This window comes from Enterobacter sp. DVT3837 (assembly GCF_056238685.1).
Map to the genome: position 1 here is coordinate 2819321 of NZ_JBWDLA010000001.1, position 18780 is coordinate 2838100.

Below are 18780 nucleotides of genomic sequence, written 5' to 3' on the forward strand. Positions count from 1 at the left end.
AACCCTACCTTACTTGTGACTGATATTTAAAAGAACCCGGAAACTTACTCGAGCTCAGCCATCAGTTTTACCAGATGCTCAACTGCTTTCTGCTCGTCTTCACCTTCTGCAGAGATGGTGACAACAGTGCCCTGAGTCAGGCCCAGAGTCTGCAGTTTGAACAGGCTTTTTGCGCTAGCGCTTTTGCCGTTGGAAGTCACAGTGATTTCAGAAGTGAAGCCTTTCGCTTCTTTAACAAACTGAGCAGCAGGGCGGGTGTGCAGACCGTTCGGAGCGGTAATGGTAACTTCTTGCTGGAACATTGTATTTCCCCAACTTATAGGTTTAGTGTTGTGGAACTAAAGTCTAGCCTGGCGACTGAACTTTAGCCTGTATTGTTAGCGCTGACGTTTCGATCGTCATTAAACATTATGCAGCGAAAGCAAGACTTGAACCAAATCATAAAATCGATTCAGCAAGGCTATTTCATTCACTGATTAATTTCACGCATCAAAATAATTGCTGGTTTAAATACCAGACCCAACGGGGTGAATCAATGCCAGGAGGGGTAAAACTTTGAAGCAGGCCACAAAAAAGCACCCGAAAAGGTGCTTTTTTACGCGTTTTTAACATGCTGGCATCACTGTTGCAGTTCTTTCTCAGTGAAGAGATCGGCAAACAGTGCAGTGCTTAAGTAACGCTCACCCGAGGATGGAAGGATAACCACAATATTCTTGTTGGTAAAGGCTTCGTCTTCCTGAAGTTTGAGCGCTGCCGCAACAGCCGCACCGGAAGAGATACCCGCCAGAATGCCTTCTTCATCCATCAAACGACGCGCGGTAGAGATGGCTTCTTCGTTAGTGATAGTGACCACTTTATCGATAAGCTTCAGGTCCAGGTTACCCGGAATGAAGCCAGCACCAATGCCCTGAATTTTATGTGGGCCTGGCTTGAGCTCTTCACCCGCCAGTGCCTGAGTGATAACCGGTGAGTCGGTTGGTTCAACGGCAACAGTAATCAGATCTTTTTTACCTTTCGTGCCTTTAATATAGCGTGACACACCAGTCAGCGTACCGCCGGTACCCACGCCGGAGATAAACACGTCAACCTGACCGTCAGTATCTTCCCAGATTTCCGGGCCGGTGGTTTTTTCGTGAATTTCAGGGTTGGCCGGGTTGCTAAACTGCTGAAGCAGAAGATATTTCGCCGGATCGCTGGCAACAATTTCTTCGGCTTTCTGGATGGCACCTTTCATGCCTTTAGCGCCTTCGGTCAGAACCAGGTTTGCGCCCAGCGCTTTCAGCAGCTTGCGACGTTCCATACTCATGGTTTCAGGCATGGTCAGCGTCAGTTTGTAGCCGCGCGCGGCCGCAACGTAGGCCAGTGCAATACCGGTGTTGCCGCTGGTTGGTTCCACCAGCTCAACGCCTGGTTTCAGTACGCCACGTTTTTCAGCATCCCAAATCATGTTTGCACCAATACGGCATTTTACGCTGAAGCTCGGGTTACGTGATTCGACCTTCGCCAGAATGCGTCCATTACCGATACGGTTCAGTCGAACCAGGGGCGTATGACCGATAGTCAGCGAGTTGTCTTCATAAATCTTACTCATGGCCTGTCCTTAACTGTATGAAATTGGGATACCGTCCCAGCATACCTGTTGAGCAGGTAGGGGGAAGTAAGGAATTCGCATATCTATATACTGCAAGGAAATAATGGGGATCAGTATGGAATAAGGGGCGGCATAAGCCACCCCTTGTTTACACATTTTTGCATTACTTCCATAACGCGTGCTTAGCACGGTAGCAGTCAACCCACATTGCCGTCGCGCCACACACCGCAACGGGCATGATGAAAAGATTGAGGAACGGAATCATCGTGAACAGGCTGGTCAGTGCGCCAAATTGCATATTGGCAACCTTCTGGGTACGCAGGGCTGTGCGCATCGCTTTAAACGGTACTTTGTGGTTATCGAACGGATAGTCGCAGTACTGGATCGCCAGCATCCATGCGCTAAACAGGAACCACAGCACCGGAGCCACCGTTTGACCGATACCGGGCACGAAATAGAGGATAAGCAGCACAACCGCACGGGGCAGGTACCAGGCAAATTTCTGCCACTCGCGCTTCATGATGCGTGGAATGTCTTTCATGATCCCCAGCACGCCCGTGTCCGGTGGCGTTGCGCCGGTAAGCCGTGCCTCCAGCTGTTCCGCCAGCAGGCCGTTAAAGGGCGCGGCTATCCAGTTCGCGATCGTTGAAAAGAAGTAACCGAATACCAGCAGCACCGAGATGACCACAACCGGCCAGAGCAGGTAGTTCAGCCACTGCAGCCACTCAGGAACATGGCTCATCAGCGAGGGGATCCAGCTTTCCAGCTTTGTGAACAGCCACCAGAACGCACCGCCCATCAGAATAATGTTGATCAACAGAGGCAGGATGACGAAGCGTCGAATACCCGGCAATGAGACCAGTTTCCAGCCCTGAGAAAAATACCAGACGCCGCTGCGAGGGGGGGAAGAAGATGTTGAAACCATAACCAGGCTGTACTCCTTTTTTCACAACCAGTGGAATTGCCCGCCTATATTATCCACTTACGGACCAATGACCAGTTAGGAAATGTTCGAAAAACCAGCAAAAAGCACGATTTCCTTCATCTTTATGCTGTGAATGCTCTGCACACACTTGCACTTGACGTAAACGGCAAATACTCTTAGTGAGTAAATGTTTGCCGTGGTGGCAAGGTGTTAGAACAACAGAGAATATAATGATGCAGGATTTGCGTCTGATATTAATCATTGTTGGCGCGATCGCCATAATCGCTTTACTGGTACATGGTTTCTGGACCAGCCGTAAAGAGCGTTCCTCGATGTTTCGCGATCGCCCACTGAAGCGCATGAAGTCCAGTCGTGACGACGATGACAGTGAAGATGACATCGATGGAAGCGACGACGACGGCGTGGGTGAAGTTCGTGTTCATCGGGTCAATACTGCCCCCGGCGCGGCTCATGGGGAGCATGAAGCGACCCGTACTGCGCAGCACCAGTATCAACCGCCGTATGCTTCCGCACAGCCGCGCCAGCCAGCGCCTCAGCCAGTGGAAGAGCCGGTGCGCCAGCCGCCGCAACAGCCTGTCCATCAGCAGCCTGCTGCACCTCAGCCGGTTCAACAGCAACCTGTGCAACAGCCAGTGCAACCGGTACAACAACCGCAGCAGCCTGTGCATGTGCAGCCTGCGCCGCAGCCCGCTCCGGCCCCGCATGTTGAGCCAGAGCCCGTCGTCGAGCCAGAACCGGTTGTTGAAAAACCGCAGCGCAAAGAAGCGGTGATCATCATGAACGTTGCCGCACATCACGGCAGCCATCTCAACGGTGACGTGCTGCTTAACAGTATTCAGCAGGCAGGCTTCAAGTTTGGCGACATGAATATTTTCCATCGCCACCTGAGCCCAGACGGTAGCGGCCCGGCGCTGTTCAGCCTGGCCAATATGGTCAATCCTGGCACCTTTGACCCGGAAATGACCGGTGATTTCGTGACGCCGGGTGTCACAATCTTTATGCAGGTGCCGTCCTATGGTGACGAACTGCAGAACTTTAAGCTGATGCTGCAATCCGCTCAGCACATCGCTGATGAAGTGGGTGGTGTGGTGCTCGACGATCAGCGTCGAATGATGACCCCGCAGAAGCTGCGCGAGTATCAGGACCGCATCCGCGAAGTTAAGGAAGCCAACGCGTAATCGTCGCGTTTACTTCGACTCCTCCTCAACCCCCGCATGTCGGGGGTTTTTTCTCATTGATGGTGCGATATGGACTCAATCGAACAACAACTCACTGAACTGCGAACCACGCTTCGCCATCATGAATATCTCTATCATGTTATGGACGCGCCGGAATTACCGGATGCGGAGTATGACCGTCTGATGCGCGAACTCCGCGAATTAGAGGCGCAGCATCCGGAACTCATCACACTCGATTCACCCACCCAACGCGTCGGCGCTGAGCCGCTGGGGGCTTTCAGCCAGGTGCGTCATGAAGTGCCGATGCTGTCACTGGACAACGTCTTCGATGAAGAGAGTTTTCTCGCGTTTAATAAGCGTGTGCAGGATCGTCTTAAAAGTAGCGATACCCTTACCTGGTGCTGTGAGCTGAAGCTGGACGGCCTTGCGGTCAGCCTTCTTTACGAAAACGGCGTGCTGGTGCGTGCGGCAACTCGTGGTGATGGTACCACCGGGGAAGACATCACCACCAACGTGCGCACTATCCGCGCGATCCCGCTGAAACTGCAGGGTGAGAACATTCCTGCGCGACTGGAAGTGCGCGGTGAAGTGTTCCTGCCCCAGGCGGGCTTCGAGAAAATCAATGACGAAGCGCGCCGCACTGGTGGGAAAGTGTTTGCTAACCCGCGTAATGCGGCGGCAGGCTCTCTGCGCCAGCTTGATCCACGCATCACCGCGAAGCGACCGCTTACTTTCTTCTGCTACGGCGTAGGGATTCTGGAGGGGGGCGAGCTACCGGATACGCACCTCGGACGTCTGCTGCAGTTTAAAGCGTGGGGCCTGCCGGTGAGCAACCGTGTTCAGCTTTGCGACTCCCCGGAAGCAGTACTGGCCTTCTACCACAAGGTGGAAGAGGACCGTCCAACGCTCGGCTTTGATATTGATGGCGTTGTCATTAAGGTTAACTCATTAGCGCTTCAGGAGCAGTTGGGCTTTGTTGCGCGCGCACCACGCTGGGCGGTGGCGTTTAAGTTTCCTGCTCAGGAGCAGATGACCTTTGTCCGCGACGTGGAGTTCCAGGTTGGTCGCACCGGTGCCATTACTCCGGTTGCTCGTCTGGAGCCGGTGCAGGTGGCGGGCGTGCTGGTGAGTAATGCCACGCTGCATAACGCCGATGAAATTGAGCGTCTTGGTCTGCGTATTGGCGACAAAGTGGTCATTCGCCGCGCGGGCGATGTTATTCCACAGGTGGTTAACGTTGTTGAGTCAGAACGTCCTGATGATACGCGCGAGATTATTTTCCCGACCCATTGCCCGGTATGCGGCTCGGACGTTGAACGTGTTGAAGGTGAAGCGGTGGCGCGCTGTACGGGTGGCTTAATCTGTGGTGCGCAGCGTAAAGAATCTCTGAAACACTTCGTCTCCCGTCGGGCGATGGACGTCGACGGTATGGGCGACAAGATTATCGATCAGCTGGTTGAGAAAGAGTACGTCCATACGCCAGCAGATCTTTTCAAACTGACTGCGGGTAAACTGACGGGGCTTGATCGCATGGGGCCTAAGTCAGCGCAGAATGTTGTCAATGCTCTGGAAGCCGCTAAAGAGACGACCTTCGCACGCTTCCTTTACGCGCTGGGTATTCGTGAAGTCGGCGAAGCGACTGCAGCGGGGCTAGCGGCGTACTTTGGTACGCTGGATGCGCTGGAAAAAGCGAGCATCGACGAGTTGCAAAAAGTCCCGGATGTCGGGATTGTTGTCGCCACTCACGTCTTTAACTTCTTTGCTGAAGAGAGCAACCGTGAAGTTATCGGCAAGCTGCTGGAAGAGGGTATCAAATGGCCCGCACCGGTGGTGGTTAATGCCGAAGAGATCGACAGTCCGTTCGCCGGTAAAACGGTGGTGCTGACCGGCAGCCTGAGCCAGCTTTCACGTGACGATGCGAAAGCGCGTCTGGTGGCGCTGGGGGCCAAAGTGGCGGGCAGCGTGTCGAAGAAAACCGATTTGGTGATTGCCGGAGAGGCGGCGGGTTCGAAGCTGGCGAAAGCTCAGGAGCTCGGCATTGCGGTGATCGACGAAGCGGAAATGATGCGTCTGTTAGGAGAATAACGTGGAGAAAGAGCAACTCGTTGAGATCGCCAACACCGAGATGCCGTTCGGTAAATATAAAGGCCGCAGGCTGATCGATTTGCCGGAAGAGTATCTGCTGTGGTTTGCCCGTAAGGATGAATTCCCGGCAGGGCGGCTGGGTGAGTTGATGGCTATCACGTTACTGATCAAAACTGAGGGGCTGACCCAGCTGGTTCAGCCCCTGAAACGCACTTAAGCTTTAGCGGCGCGGGTCTCTTCCTGCGCCAGTTTTTCAGTCTGGCGCTTGTAACGACGCGCCAGCACCGCGCAGACCATAAGCTGGATCTGATGGAAAATCATCAGCGGCAGCACCATCATCCCAATCACCGAGGTCGGGAACAGAATGTTGGCCATCGGGATACCGTTCGCCAGGCTCTTTTTCGAACCGCAGAACACAATCGTAATTTCATCCGCTTTGTTGAAGCCGCACTTGCGTGCCACAAAGACGTTAACCGCAATTACAATCGCCAGCAGGACGAGGCTGACCACCACGATAAACAGCAGTGAGCCTGCGCCGACCTTATGCCAGATCCCATTTACCACCGCTTCACTGAAAGCGGAATAGACCACCAGCAGAATTGACGACTGATCGGTTTTTGAGATCCATTTTTTGTGCTTTGCCACAAACGCGCCCGTCCACGGACGCGAGAGATGCCCCAGGACAAACGGCAGCAGCAGCTGCAGACAGATTTTACCCACTTGCTCAAGGTTACCTTCCGCGCCGTGCATGTTCATCAGCAAACCCACCAGCAATGGGGAGACGAAAATCCCTAACAGGCTGGATGCCGACGCCGAACAGACTGCGGCCGCGACGTTACCGCCTGCCAGCGAGGTGAAGGCAATGGCGGACTGCACGGTGGCTGGCAGAATGCACAGATACAGGAAACCGGTGTAGAGCGCCGGGTCGACGTTAACCGGAGCCCACCACGCAAACAGCACGCCGAGAATGGGGAACAGAATGAACGTGCTGCACATCACCCAGAGGTGCAATCGCCAGTGGCTACCACCAGCGATAATGGCTTCGCGGGAGAGTTTTGCGCCGTGCATAAAGAACAGCAGTGCGATGGCGGCCGTCGTTAGCCCCTCAAAAAACGGAACAAATCCCCCGCGAGCGGGGAAGAACGAGGCCAGTAAAACGGTAGCAACCAGGGTAAGCGTAAACGGATCAACAATACGAAATAGTTTCATAATGACTCCTGAAAACAGATGTCGCTATTGTGCTTTTTTCCATTTGAGAAATAAAATTGATTTATTGCATCCATTTATGAATTAAAAAGATGAATTATTCCTTACGTCAGCTTCGCATATTCGTCACCGTGGCAAACGCCCGTAGCTTCAGCCGGGCAGGGGAGATGATTGGCCTGAGCCAGTCGGCGGTGAGTCACAGTGTGAAAGAGCTGGAGAGTCAAACGGGTGTGCGGTTACTTGACCGCACCACGCGCGAAGTTGTGTTGACTGAAGCCGGGCAGCAGCTGGCCTTGCGCCTCGAGCGGTTACTTGATGAATTGAACAGTACGCTCAGGGATGTTGGGCGGTTGGGACAGCAACTTTCGGGTACGGTGCGGGTTGCTGCCAGCCAGACGATCTCTGCCCACCTTATCCCGCAGTGTATTGCCGAGGGAAACCACCGCTACCCGGATATTGATTTTGTTTTACATGACAGACCGCAACAGTGGGTGCTGGAAAGCATCCGACAGGGGGATGTGGATTTTGGGATTGTGATCGATCCCGGTCAGGTGAGCGATCTGGCGTGCGAAAGCGTACTTTCTGAGCCCTTTTTGCTGCTCTGCCGGGACGACGATCCGCTGGCAACTTTACCGGTAGTCAGCTGGCAGTCCCTTCAGGAAGCGAACCTGGTATTGCAGGATTATGCCTCGGGCAGCCGTCCGCTGATTGATTCTGCGCTGGTGACTCAGGGAGTAAAGGCAACGATCGTGCAGGAGATTGGTCACCCGGCGACGCTGTTTCCTATGGTGGAAGCTGGCATTGGTATCAGCGTGTTGCCCGCCCTGGCACTTCCCCTGCCACAGGGAAGTCGGCTGTCCGTGAAGCGATTGGTGCCTGTTGTCGAGCGAAAGCTGATGCTGGTGCGGCGAAAAAATCGTTCACTCTCGGGGGCGGCACAGGCCATCTGGGAAGTGGTGCGTATCCAGGCGCAACGATTAACCGAGGCCCGCATACGCGACCCACTGTTTAACGCATCAGAAGATTAGATGTAGATATCAATCTGATGATTATCTGACGGGCTATTCACACCTTCCACTTTACCCAGCTTTTGATCTTGTTTCTTCTGGGCTTCTTCGGCCTGCTGGCGCTGCAGCGCGGCAAGCTGCGCCTGAAGTACTTTGATCTGGGTCTGAATAAGTTCCTGCTGCTTCTTCTTCTCATCCGCGCTGCCGGTGCTGTTTGCCAGCTCTTTTAACTGCTGAGTCAGCTTTTTGATCTTGTCAATAATACTGCTGATCTGGGAAGAGATGTCGCTCCCGCCAGAAGCACCTTTCCCACCGCTGCTGGTTTGAATCATTTGGGTTGAAGCCTGAATGGTCGTCATCGTATTTCCTCGCGTTATAAAACAGAGGTATCGGCACCGACGGGATTAGCTTGAGCAAAACTGCCATATCTGGCAGGGATTTGCATTGATACACAATCAGTATTGATGGTGCTGTGAAAGTGTATTGGAGGTAAACCGCAGGCTCCAGATATAAGACTAAGGTCATGCGATCCGTGATATCGCGATCTTAATTCTCAAGGAGCCTTTATGACCCTCTCAAATAACCCATGGTACTGCGCTGACATCATCCGCACCGCTAAACCGAATTTCACGCCGCGCGTTGCGTTCATTCTCGGTTCTGGCCTTGGCGCACTAGCCGACCAGATTGAAGACGCCGTTTCTCTGAGCTACGAAAAGCTGCCGGGTTTCCCTGTGAGTAAGGTTCACGGTCATGCCGGTGAGCTGGTCCTGGGACATCTTGCCGGTGTACCTGTTGCCTGTATGAAAGGGCGGGGTCACTTCTATGAAGGCCGCGGGATGACCGTCATGACCGATGCGATCCGCACGTTCAAACTGCTGGGTTGCGAGCTGCTGTTTAGCACCAATGCTGCGGGCTCATTGCGTAAAGACGTTAAGCCCGGAAGCCTGGTTGCGTTGAGTGACCATATCAACACCATGCCGGGAACGCCGATGGTGGGGCTAAACGATGAACGTTTTGGTGATCGCTTCTTCTCGCTGGCTAATGCTTACGACGCAAACTACCGTGCCGTTTTGCAAACCGTGGCCGCGAAGGAGGGCTTCCCTCTGCATGAAGGCGTGTTTGTCTCTTATCCTGGCCCCAACTTCGAGACTGCGGCGGAGATCCGCATGATGCAAATTATTGGTGGCGACGTGGTGGGCATGTCCGTGGTGCCGGAAGTGATCTCTGCACGTCACTGTAACCTGAAAGTGGTGGCCGTTTCTGCAATTACGAATCTTGCTGAAGGTCTGGGCGAGGTAAAACTCTCACACGAACAAACACTGGCTGCTGCTGAGCTTTCCCGCCAGAACTTCATCAACCTTATCTGCGGTTTTCTTCGCCATATTGCCTGATTAAAACAATAAAGTGGCCCGTGAGGACCACACTGCTATAAGGAATGGAATATGAACATCACGACTCGCTTAAAGATAATGTCCTTTATGCAATATTTTATCTGGGGGAGTTGGCTGGTTACCCTCGGCGCTTACATGATTAACACTCTACATTTTACCGGCTCCGACGTGGGGATGGTTTACAGCTCCAAGGGGCTGGCCGCAATTGTTATGCCATCTCTGGTGGGGATTATTGCCGACAAATGGCTGCGAGCAGACCGTGCATACGTGATTTGCCACCTCGTCTGTGCCGTTGCCCTCTGTTATGCCGCGCAGGTCAATGAACCCGGGTTAATGTTCTGGGTCATGCTGGTGAATGCGATGGCCTTTATGCCCACGATTGCGTTGTCGAACACGATTTCTTACTCCTGCCTTGAACAGTCAGGGCTGGATACGGTAAGCCATTTTCCGCAAGTGAGGGTGTATGGCACCGTGGGATTTATTGCCGCGATGTGGGCCATCAGCCTGATGGGGGCGGAGCTCAGCAACGTGCAGCTCTATATAGCAGCTGCTGCATCCCTGCTGCTGGCAATCTACTCTCTGACGCTACCGGCCACTCCGGTTGCGACGACAAAAACGTCTCCGTCTCTGGCAAGTAAACTGGGCCTCAATGCATTTATCCTGTTTAAACAACCCCGCATGGCGGTGTTCTTTTTATTCGCGATGCTGCTGGGCGCCGTGCTGCAGATAACCAACACGTTTGGCAGTCCTTTTCTGCATGATTTTGCACGTAATCCGGCGTATGCGGAGAGCTTTATCGTTAAATACCCGTCCATTTTGCTCTCCGTCTCGCAGATGTCAGAAGTATTCTTCATTCTGACTATTCCATACTTCCTCAGACGATTTGGTATTAAAACCGTCATGCTGATGAGCATGGTGGCCTGGATGTTGCGGTTTGGGCTGTTTGCCTTTGGCGATCCGTCCGCAACAGGCTTTGCGTTGCTCATGCTGTCAATGATTGTCTACGGCTGCGCGTTCGACTTCTTCAATATTTCCGGCTCGGTGTTTGTTGAGCAGGAGGTGAGCTCTGATATCCGTGCCAGCGCGCAAGGGCTGTTTATGACCACCGTTAACGGTATTGGTGCTTATTTCGGGTCCGTGTTAAGCGGTATGGCAGTCGATTACTTCTCGGTGGATGGGGTTAAGGACTGGCAGACCATCTGGCTGGTGTTTGCGGCCTATGCGCTGGTGCTTGCGGTGGTGTTTTATTTCAGCTTTCACTATCACCACATCAGTAAAAACAGCGAGATGCGCACAGTTGCGCACTAAATTTTTCCTGTGGACGATGAAAGGCTTTAAGGTAGACGCTTAAATGTTATCGCCAGGATATGTTTTGATGGAACGCGTCTATCGGACCGATCTCAAGCTGCTGCGTTATTTTCTTGCCGTGGCGGAAGAATTGCATTTTGGGCGGGCTGCGGCCCGTCTTAATATGTCCCAGCCGCCGTTAAGCCTGCATATTAAAGAGCTGGAAAGCCAACTGGGGACGTTACTGTTTATTCGCCACTCGCGGAGTGTCGCGTTGACGCATGCCGGTAAAGTGCTGATGGAAGAGTCCCGTCGGCTGCTCGCCAGTGCAAACCAGGCGCTGGCTCGCGTCGAGCAAATTGGCCGGGGTGAGGCGGGGCGCATTGAGCTGGGGATTGTCGGTACCGCCATGTGGAGCGAGGTGCGCACGGTCATGCGCGCTTTCCTGAAAGAGCATCCGAATGTTGATGTTGTTTTTCGCGAAAAATCGCCGGTCATGCAAATGGCTTTGCTTGAACGTCGTGAGCTGGATGTCGGGATCTGGCGAATGGCAACTGAACCCACCGCCGGGTTTACCAGCGTGCGATTGCGTGATGCCGCTTTTCTTGTTGCAATGCCGGAAGATCACCGACTGGTCAGCGAATCATCTATTACGCTCTCAGAGCTACAGGATGAGTATTTTGTCACCATGCCTTCAGCACATTCTGACTGGGCATTTTTACATCGCGTATGTCAGCAGGCCGGGTTCTCGCCGATGATTGTACGCGAAGCTGTTGAACCACAGACGGTACTGGCGATGATTAGTATGGGGATGGGGATTACGCTTGCCGCTGACAGTTACGCGCAAATGCAGTGGCCAGGCGTGGTCTTCCGCCCTTTGCGCGAGCGCATACCGGCTGATCTGTATGTGGTATATGACGCGAAGCAGGCAACACCCGCAGTAGAAAGGTTGATTGCAACTTTAACGATGATGTAAATCGCAGATAGCAAAAAAGCGCCTTTAGGGCGCTTTTTTACATTGGTGGGTCGTGCAGGATTCGAACCTGCGACCAATTGATTAAAAGTCAACTGCTCTACCAACTGAGCTAACGACCCGAAATGGTGGGCGATGACGGGCTCGAACCGCCGACCCCCTCCGTGTAAAGGAGATGCTCTACCAACTGAGCTAATCGCCCATTTCGGAACTGCTTTGATAAGGTGAGAATGGTGGGCGATGACGGGCTCGAACCGCCGACCCCCTCCGTGTAAAGGAGATGCTCTACCAACTGAGCTAATCGCCCATTCTCAATTCTTATCTACACTGCGAGTCTACGTGAAGTAGATGGTGGGTGATGACGGGCTCGAACCGCCGACCCCCTCCGTGTAAAGGAGATGCTCTACCAACTGAGCTAATCACCCCCGCTGTGTGGAGTCGCATTATAGGGAGAGTTGAAAATGAGTCAACGCATTTTCTAAAGTTTTTATTCGTTCGTCGTAAAATTAAACAAAACGATCGCGAAATGGGCGGTGGAGCATGATTTCTAAACAAAAATAGCAAACTCGGTCACGATAAAGGGATCAACATTGAGGAATCCCCCCACAGTGATAGAATATTGCCCATCGTTTTTTCCCCAGGATTTGCCGAATACCGGCATCTTTATAACGTAAGGCCATTTCATGAAAATCAAAACTCGCTTCGCGCCGAGCCCGACAGGCTATCTGCACGTCGGTGGTGCTCGTACTGCTCTCTATTCCTGGCTTTTTGCTCGTCACAACAAAGGTGAGTTCGTCCTGCGTATTGAAGATACCGATCTTGAGCGCTCTACGCCGGAAGCAATTGAAGCCATCATGGATGGTATGAACTGGTTGAATCTGGAATGGGATGAAGGCCCGTATTTCCAGACCAAACGTTTCGACCGCTATAACGCTGTGATTGATGAGATGCTGGTCGCGGGCACGGCGTATAAGTGCTATTGCTCCAAAGAACGTCTGGACGCGCTGCGTGAAGAGCAGATGGCGAACGGTGAGAAGCCACGTTATGACGGTCGTTGCCGCCATGACCATAGCGAACATGCTGCTGATGAGCCATGCGTGGTGCGTTTTGCTAACCCGCAAGAGGGTTCAGTGATCTTCGACGACCAGATCCGTGGCCCGATCGAATTCAGCAATCAGGAGCTGGACGACCTGATCATCCGCCGTACCGACGGTTCTCCAACCTATAACTTCTGCGTAGTGGTTGATGACTGGGATATGGAAATTACGCACGTTGTTCGTGGTGAAGACCATATCAACAACACCCCGCGTCAGATCAACATTCTGAAGGCGCTGAACGCACCAGTGCCTGTTTATGCGCACGTCTCCATGATCAATGGCGACGACGGTAAAAAGCTGTCTAAACGCCATGGCGCGGTCAGTGTCATGCAGTACCGTGACGATGGTTATCTGCCGGAAGCGCTGCTGAACTACCTGGTGCGACTGGGCTGGGCTCACGGTGACCAGGAGATCTTCAGTCGCGAAGAGATGATCAATCTGTTCTCTCTGAGCTCTGTGAGCAAATCGGCGAGTGCATTTAATACCGACAAGCTGCTGTGGCTGAACCACCATTACATCAATACCATGCCGCCTGAATATGTCGCGACATATCTGCAGTGGCACATTGAGCAGGCAAATATTGATACCCGCACTGGCCCAGAGCTGGCGGACCTGGTGAAACTGCTCGGCGAGCGTTGCAAAACTCTGAAAGAGATCGCTGAAAGCTGCCGTTACTTCTATGAAGAGTTTGATGAGTTCGATGCGGACGCCGCGAAGAAACATCTGCGCCCGGTTGCGCGTCAGCCGCTGGAAGTGGTGCGTGACAAGCTGGCGGCTCTTACCGAATGGACTGCGGAAAATGTGCATCACGCTATTCAGGCAACTGCTGATGAGCTGGAAGTCGGCATGGGGAAAGTAGGCATGCCATTGCGCGTTGCGGTGACCGGTGCGGGCCAGTCCCCGGCGCTGGATGTGACTGTCCATGCCATCGGCAAGTCGCGCAGTGTAGCGCGTATTAACAAGGCACTGGACTTTATCTCTGAACGCGAAAGTCAGCAGTAATTAAGTCTTCAGGACGAGAAACGGCAGGGTAACCTGCCGTTTTTTTATGTATTTGATTCAGCAATACCCAGGCGTGTAAGAAATCCGCGAATACCTTCACGTTTCAATAATGTGTCCAGACGCTTCTGCTCTAGCTGGGTCATACTCTCCAGCGTTTCGATAATGCCCGAACGCAGGTTTGAAGAGGGGGCGCTGTATGATGAGGGGACTTCTGCCAGATGGTAAACCGCCTGACGAGTACGGATTGCCGGGAGGCTCATAATATGTTCCTTCACGCGCGCATCAATATGGATTAGCCGCGCCCGACCGCCTTTTACGCCATTGAGCCCTTCGGTTTTCCAACCCTGTTGACGTATCCAACGATTAATGGTCTGTCGGGCAACACCCAAACTCTCCGCCAGCTCTTCCGTGGTCATTTTACTACGTAATCTTTTCATATTAGTTCTGGTCGCGAATCCCTAAACGTTGCAACAATCCGGTTATCCCTTCCCGCAGTAACAGCGATGTCATTTGCTTCTGCTCTTCCGGTGTCATTTCATTGGCCAGCGTCAGGAGTAGGTTGTGAAGCGAACCATCCTGGTTGGCACCTTCTGGTATATCAGACGTTTCAGTTGCCCGGCGTGCGCTGCGGATAAAGTCACGTACTTTTTCGTTCACATGTACCAGACGCGCTTTCCCACCCTGGACTCCCGGTTTTGGTGATGTAATCCAACCCTCTTTACGTACCCATTTATTGATGGTCTGGCGGCTATAGCCAGTGAGCAAGGCTAACTCTTCTGGCGTCATTCGTTCCTTGATCATGCAATTTCCTGAATATTTGTAGGGATAATTAACGGTTCATTTTATAGCACCGTTTTACGTGAAAACGTGACAGGCTTAACTCATGACTGCGAGCAAGCTCGCAAAGTGATTCATTTGCATGATTTTTCGGCGATTGAGCGGCGGTCATTGATTTTGCCGTTGACACTCCGCAGCGGAATTCATATTATGCCGCCCGTCAACATGACAGCTTTACGATGGGGCTATAGCTCAGCTGGGAGAGCGCTTGCATGGCATGCAAGAGGTCAGCGGTTCGATCCCGCTTAGCTCCACCAAACTCTGAACCCAACAGAGTGCGGTCAGTAAAGTAACATGTGGGGCTATAGCTCAGCTGGGAGAGCGCTTGCATGGCATGCAAGAGGTCAGCGGTTCGATCCCGCTTAGCTCCACCAAAATTTTAAGCCCTCGTCAAAAGACGAGGGCTTTTTTTATGCGCTTGTAACACTCACTACTACATTTTGTTATAAAAATAGATATATTCCTGTACCTCACCTCAATCGAAAGCAATAAACCCGTCCATAATTAGACTTGAACTTGCTTCGCGCAATTAATAAACATATTATCCATCCGGTCAATGATACGAACGGATAATATACTCATCAGCTTAATGAATAGAAAAACTTACAATAACGTAAAGATATTTATGATTGCCCTGGCGCTTTGCCTGATTGCGGTACCTTTCTCCCGTTTCCTCTCTCCGCGCGCAATTGTTAATGGTCATGACGTTTATTTAGCATGGTTACCGCTAAGCGTTATGCTGGCGGTAATTCTGTTATTTGGACGCAGGGCAATTCTTCCTGTTTTGTTAGGTTTTACTGTCACTAATTTATTTTATGTTAATTTAGCGCCACTACAATATTCAGTTTTACTGTTTTGTCAGACCTTCGCGTTGTTCGCAGCGTGCGGTCTGCTACGCCTCATGCTGGGCAAGCGTTGGCGTTACAGTATCCCTAACAAGCACATCGGTTTACGTATATTCTGGCTCGGTTTTATCGTGCCAATAGGTATTAAGCTGTCGATGTATATGGCAGGCTATTTGTTTGATTTCCCGGTGACAATTTCAACCTTCTTCGGCGAAGGAACGGTAATTTACAATGTGGTGGATATTCAAAGTCTGATCTGCGCGGCGTTGATTTTTACCATGATGTTCTATTACCCATTAAGAATGATAATTAATCCTCGCTATGCCATCACGTTCTGGCGGCGAAGCGTGAAGCCTGTGTTTCTTCACAAAAATTCATTATATATTTTTGTCTGGCTGATGTTTTTAAGTTTCATTCTCGTCATTTTATGTGGACCTTTTGAATCTCCCGTCATTGCGGGCTATTTGATGCCGCTGATTTTTATTCTTTTTACGTTAGCGATAAGTCGCCTGACCTATGCGCTTATCTCTTTGCTCTGGGCCGTATCTGCACTCCTGCTGTTGACCTACAACTATAACTTCCTTAATGGGGTTGAATCGGGCCATTCGCTCTCCTTTATCCTCTCCGTGCTTATCTCTTTCGCCATCTGTTTGCTTTACATGTCGCGCATTTATCAGCGCAGCGAGTGGTTAAAACGGGGCTGGCAGGGCCGGGCGCTGACCGATCCGCTGACGGGTTTGCCCAATATTCGTGCGCTGGAGGATTATCTTGAGAATCATCCTGATGCAAAAGTTAGCATTCTGCGTATGGATAACCTGGAATTTTTGAGCCGCCACTACGGGATGCTCATGCGGGTCCATTGCAAACGAACGATCGCCACGTCGCTTCAGCCACTTCTGCAGAAAGATGAGTCCCTCTTCCAGTTACCTGGCAGCGAGCTGGTACTGGTATTGCTGGGCCCGGGAACCGCTGAGCGCCTTCAGCATATGGTTGATCGGCTGAACAGTCGTAAGATTTACTGGAACAACACCGGGCTGGATATTGAATTTGGCGCGTCCTGGGGGATGGTCGAAAACGGCGAAAAGTTACACCACACGCTGGGGCAACTGAGCTGGCTGGCAGAGCAATCCTGCGGCGCGCATAACGTTCTTGCGCTCACGAATAGTCTTGAAGCGGTATCCGGACAAACGACAGAACGTGTTCTGATGTTAGCGCGCATTAAACACGCCCTGGACGCGGGCCAGTTTCATTTATACGCGCAGCCTATCCAGAAGGCTGACGGGAGTGGGTACTACGAAATTCTGGCGCGGATGGAAAGCGAAGGGGAGATCATTACTCCCGATCGCTTTATTCCGTTGATTGCCCAATTCAACCTCAGTCATCGGTTTGATATGTGTGTAATGGAAAAGTTACTGGTGTGGCTGCGCGATCACCCTGCGACGCATGCCGGTGCCCGTTTTTCTGTCAATCTGATGCCGTTGACGCTGATGCAAAAAGAGGTGGCCAGTGAGATTTGCGCCCTCTTCGAACGGTATGGTATAGCCCCTCAGGCCGTCATTATCGAAATCACTGAGGAGCAGGCCTTTTCGAATTCAGGAAGCAGTATCAACAATATCCAACAGTTGCGGGATTACGGTTTCCGGATTGCCATTGATGACTTTGGTACGGGTTACGCGAACTATGAGCGTCTCAGACGTCTGCAGGCAGACATCATTAAGATTGAGGGCTGCTTTGTAAAAGATATTTGTACTGACGACATGGATGCGATGATCGTCCAGTCGATGTGTAATCTGGCGAAGACAAAATCTCTGTGTGTGGTGGCTGAATATGTGGAAACACCAGCTCAGCGCGAGATGCTGCTAAGCTTCGGCGTGGATTACCTGCAGGGCTACCTGATAGGCAAACCTACACCGCTGGAAGAATTGCGGGAATAAAAAAACCGGGAGCCATGCTCCCGGTTTGTGTTTTAACAGTAAACCTTACAGTACCAGTGCTGCGATAGAAGCAGACAGGACGCTTACCAGCGTAGAGCCGTAAACCAGTTTCAGGCCAAAGCGAGAAACCACGTTACCCTGTTCTTCGTTCAAACCTTTAATCGCACCGGCGATAATACCGATGGATGAGAAGTTAGCGAATGAAACCAGGAACACGGACAGAATGCCTTCCGCGCGTGGAGAAAGGGTGCTGGCAATCTTCTGCAGATCCATCATCGCAACGAATTCGTTAGACACCAGTTTAGTCGCCATAATACTGCCCACCTGCAGTGCTTCGTGAGCCGGAACACCCATCACCCATGCAATAGGGTAGAAGATGTAGCCCAGAATACCCTGGAAGGAGATGCCCAGAACCGCAGCGAACAGGGCGTTCAGGCCAGAAATCAGGGCAATGAAGCCGATCAGCATGGCGGCAACGATAATCGCCACTTTGAAACCTGCCAGAATGTACTCACCCAGCATTTCGAAGAAGCTCTGACCTTCGTGCAGGTTTGACATCTGGATGTTCTCTTCGCTGGCATCAACGCGGTACGGGTTGATCAGTGACAGAACGATAAAGGTGCTGAACATGTTCAGAACCAGTGCAGCAACCACGTATTTTGGCTCCAGCATGGTCATATACGCGCCCACGATAGACATGGAAACGGTAGACATTGCGGTTGCCGCCATGGTGTACATGCGGTTGCGGGACATCTTACCGAGAATATCTTTATACGCGATGAAGTTCTCAGACTGACCGAGGATCAGGGAACTGACGGCGTTGAATGATTCCAGCTTACCCATGCCGTTTACTTTGGATAACAGGAAACCAATTCCACGAATAATAAACGGCAGAACACGGATGTGCTGCAGAATACCGATCAGCGCAGAGATGAAGACGATTGGGCACAGCACCTTCAGGAAGAAGAACGCCAGACCTTCGTCGTTCATTTTACCGAAGACGAAGTTCGTCCCTTCGTTGGCAAACCCGAGCAGTTTTTCGAACATTTCGGAGAAGCCTTTTACGAAGCCAAGCCCCACGTTGGAGTTCAGGAAGAACCAGGCGAGTAAAACTTCAATGACCAGCAGTTGGACAACATAACGAATACGAATTTTTTTGCGGTCTGTGCTGACCAGCAATGCAAGTGCAGTAACGACAACAAGTGCCAGGACAAAATGAAGGACGCGGTCCATATTTGCTCCAAATTTGAGGCAGGTTTAATTTTCTTGCACATTCTATGTAACGAAGGAAAAGAAAACGAGATCAAGGGCACACTATAGTTACATCCTGTGACGAGTCTCAAAATTAGTGATCCACAATACATTTTTGTTATGTTAGGTAAATGAGTGAAAAGTTAAGTT

At 51.8% G+C, this 18780-nt stretch carries 17 protein-coding genes and 6 tRNA genes; 11 read left to right on the forward strand and 12 right to left on the reverse strand.

Going from position 1 to position 18780, the window contains the following annotated elements; translation table 11 throughout:
- Positions 1–44: 44 nt before the first annotated feature.
- The 3 genes from ptsH to cysZ form a co-directional block, all read right to left on the reverse strand.
- Complete coding sequence (gene ptsH, locus AC0XWG_RS13950; protein WP_000487600.1) at positions 45–302, reverse strand: phosphocarrier protein Hpr; 258 nt, start codon at positions 300–302, stop codon at positions 45–47.
- 317 nt (positions 303–619) lie between these two features.
- Positions 620–1591, reverse strand: a complete 972-nt coding sequence (cysK, locus tag AC0XWG_RS13955; protein WP_475680724.1) for a cysteine synthase A — start codon at positions 1589–1591, stop codon at positions 620–622.
- Between the two features lie 163 nt (positions 1592–1754).
- Complete coding sequence (gene cysZ / locus AC0XWG_RS13960) at positions 1755–2516, reverse strand: sulfate transporter CysZ (RefSeq protein WP_028016168.1); 762 nt, start codon at positions 2514–2516, stop codon at positions 1755–1757.
- A gap of 230 nt (positions 2517–2746) precedes the next feature.
- On the opposite strand from cysZ, the gene zipA reads away from it, so the two are divergent.
- From zipA to AC0XWG_RS13975, 3 genes are all read left to right on the forward strand, one after another.
- The gene (gene zipA, locus AC0XWG_RS13965; RefSeq protein WP_028016169.1) at positions 2747–3715 is read left to right on the forward strand and encodes a cell division protein ZipA; all 969 of its coding nucleotides are present in this window, start codon (positions 2747–2749) and stop codon (positions 3713–3715) included.
- 69 nt (positions 3716–3784) lie between these two features.
- Positions 3785–5800, forward strand: a complete 2016-nt coding sequence (ligA, locus tag AC0XWG_RS13970; protein ID WP_128348009.1) for an NAD-dependent DNA ligase LigA — start codon at positions 3785–3787, stop codon at positions 5798–5800.
- A gap of 1 nt (position 5801) precedes the next feature.
- Positions 5802–6017, forward strand: coding sequence for a DUF3820 family protein (locus tag AC0XWG_RS13975; protein WP_128348008.1), 216 nt, complete (start codon positions 5802–5804; stop codon positions 6015–6017).
- On the opposite strand, the gene AC0XWG_RS13980 is transcribed toward AC0XWG_RS13975, so the two are convergent.
- Complete coding sequence (locus tag AC0XWG_RS13980) at positions 6014–7009, reverse strand: bile acid:sodium symporter family protein (RefSeq protein ID WP_028016171.1); 996 nt, start codon at positions 7007–7009, stop codon at positions 6014–6016. The genes AC0XWG_RS13975 and AC0XWG_RS13980 overlap by 4 nt on opposite strands.
- 89 nt (positions 7010–7098) lie before the next feature.
- Here AC0XWG_RS13980 and AC0XWG_RS13985 point away from each other — a divergent pair, with 89 nt between their 5' ends.
- Positions 7099–8034, forward strand: a complete 936-nt coding sequence (locus tag AC0XWG_RS13985) for a LysR family transcriptional regulator (protein ID WP_128348007.1) — start codon at positions 7099–7101, stop codon at positions 8032–8034.
- On the opposite strand, the gene AC0XWG_RS13990 is transcribed toward AC0XWG_RS13985, so the two are convergent.
- Positions 8031–8372, reverse strand: a complete 342-nt coding sequence (locus AC0XWG_RS13990; RefSeq protein WP_128348006.1) for a FlxA-like family protein — start codon at positions 8370–8372, stop codon at positions 8031–8033. The genes AC0XWG_RS13985 and AC0XWG_RS13990 overlap by 4 nt on opposite strands.
- Positions 8373–8579: 207 nt before the next feature.
- Here AC0XWG_RS13990 and xapA point away from each other — a divergent pair, with 207 nt between their 5' ends.
- The 3 genes from xapA (at position 8580) to AC0XWG_RS14005 (ending at position 11667) form a co-directional block, all read left to right on the forward strand.
- Positions 8580–9404: a xanthosine phosphorylase gene (xapA, locus tag AC0XWG_RS13995; RefSeq protein WP_475680725.1), complete on the forward strand. Its 825-nt coding sequence runs from the start codon at positions 8580–8582 to the stop codon at positions 9402–9404.
- A gap of 51 nt (positions 9405–9455) precedes the next feature.
- Positions 9456–10712, forward strand: a complete 1257-nt coding sequence (locus AC0XWG_RS14000) for a nucleoside permease (RefSeq protein ID WP_475680726.1) — start codon at positions 9456–9458, stop codon at positions 10710–10712.
- 67 nt (positions 10713–10779) lie between these two features.
- Positions 10780–11667, forward strand: coding sequence for a LysR family transcriptional regulator (locus AC0XWG_RS14005; protein ID WP_128348005.1), 888 nt, complete (start codon positions 10780–10782; stop codon positions 11665–11667).
- A gap of 43 nt (positions 11668–11710) precedes the next feature.
- Here AC0XWG_RS14005 and AC0XWG_RS14010 read toward each other — a convergent pair.
- The 4 genes from AC0XWG_RS14010 to AC0XWG_RS14025 all read right to left on the reverse strand — a co-directional run bounded on the left by AC0XWG_RS14010 (position 11711) and on the right by AC0XWG_RS14025 (position 12089).
- Positions 11711–11786 (reverse strand) — tRNA-Lys (locus tag AC0XWG_RS14010).
- A 4-nt stretch (positions 11787–11790) separates the two neighbouring features.
- A tRNA-Val gene (locus AC0XWG_RS14015) sits at positions 11791–11866 on the reverse strand.
- A gap of 29 nt (positions 11867–11895) precedes the next feature.
- A tRNA-Val gene (locus tag AC0XWG_RS14020) sits at positions 11896–11971 on the reverse strand.
- A 42-nt stretch (positions 11972–12013) separates the two neighbouring features.
- A tRNA-Val gene (locus AC0XWG_RS14025) sits at positions 12014–12089 on the reverse strand.
- A gap of 258 nt (positions 12090–12347) precedes the next feature.
- Between AC0XWG_RS14025 and gltX the strand changes: the two genes are divergently transcribed.
- Positions 12348–13763 carry a glutamate--tRNA ligase gene (gene gltX, locus AC0XWG_RS14030; protein ID WP_257247455.1) on the forward strand — a complete coding sequence of 472 codons (1416 nt, stop codon included), beginning with the start codon at positions 12348–12350 and terminating at the stop codon, positions 13761–13763.
- 44 nt (positions 13764–13807) lie between these two features.
- On the opposite strand, the gene AC0XWG_RS14035 is transcribed toward gltX, so the two are convergent.
- Together AC0XWG_RS14035 and AC0XWG_RS14040 are read right to left on the reverse strand one after the other, a co-directional pair.
- A complete protein-coding gene (locus AC0XWG_RS14035; RefSeq protein ID WP_128348003.1) occupies positions 13808–14200 on the reverse strand; it encodes a YfeC-like transcriptional regulator in 393 nt (130 codons plus the stop codon).
- A 1-nt stretch (position 14201) separates the two neighbouring features.
- Complete coding sequence (locus AC0XWG_RS14040; protein ID WP_028016179.1) at positions 14202–14564, reverse strand: YfeC-like transcriptional regulator; 363 nt, start codon at positions 14562–14564, stop codon at positions 14202–14204.
- A gap of 217 nt (positions 14565–14781) precedes the next feature.
- Between AC0XWG_RS14040 and AC0XWG_RS14045 the strand changes: the two genes are divergently transcribed.
- From AC0XWG_RS14045 to AC0XWG_RS14055, 3 genes are all read left to right on the forward strand, one after another.
- Positions 14782–14857 (forward strand) — tRNA-Ala (locus AC0XWG_RS14045).
- Between the two features lie 41 nt (positions 14858–14898).
- Positions 14899–14974: transfer RNA gene (locus AC0XWG_RS14050), tRNA-Ala, on the forward strand.
- Positions 14975–15189: 215 nt separating this feature from the next.
- Positions 15190–17379 (forward strand): sensor domain-containing phosphodiesterase, encoded by a 2190-nt coding sequence (locus AC0XWG_RS14055; protein ID WP_475680727.1) that lies wholly within the window; start codon positions 15190–15192, stop codon positions 17377–17379.
- A gap of 45 nt (positions 17380–17424) precedes the next feature.
- Here AC0XWG_RS14055 and nupC read toward each other — a convergent pair whose 3' ends face one another.
- The gene (gene nupC, locus AC0XWG_RS14060) at positions 17425–18612 is read right to left on the reverse strand and encodes a nucleoside permease NupC (protein ID WP_028016181.1); all 1188 of its coding nucleotides are present in this window, start codon (positions 18610–18612) and stop codon (positions 17425–17427) included.
- Positions 18613–18780 lie beyond the last annotated feature (168 nt).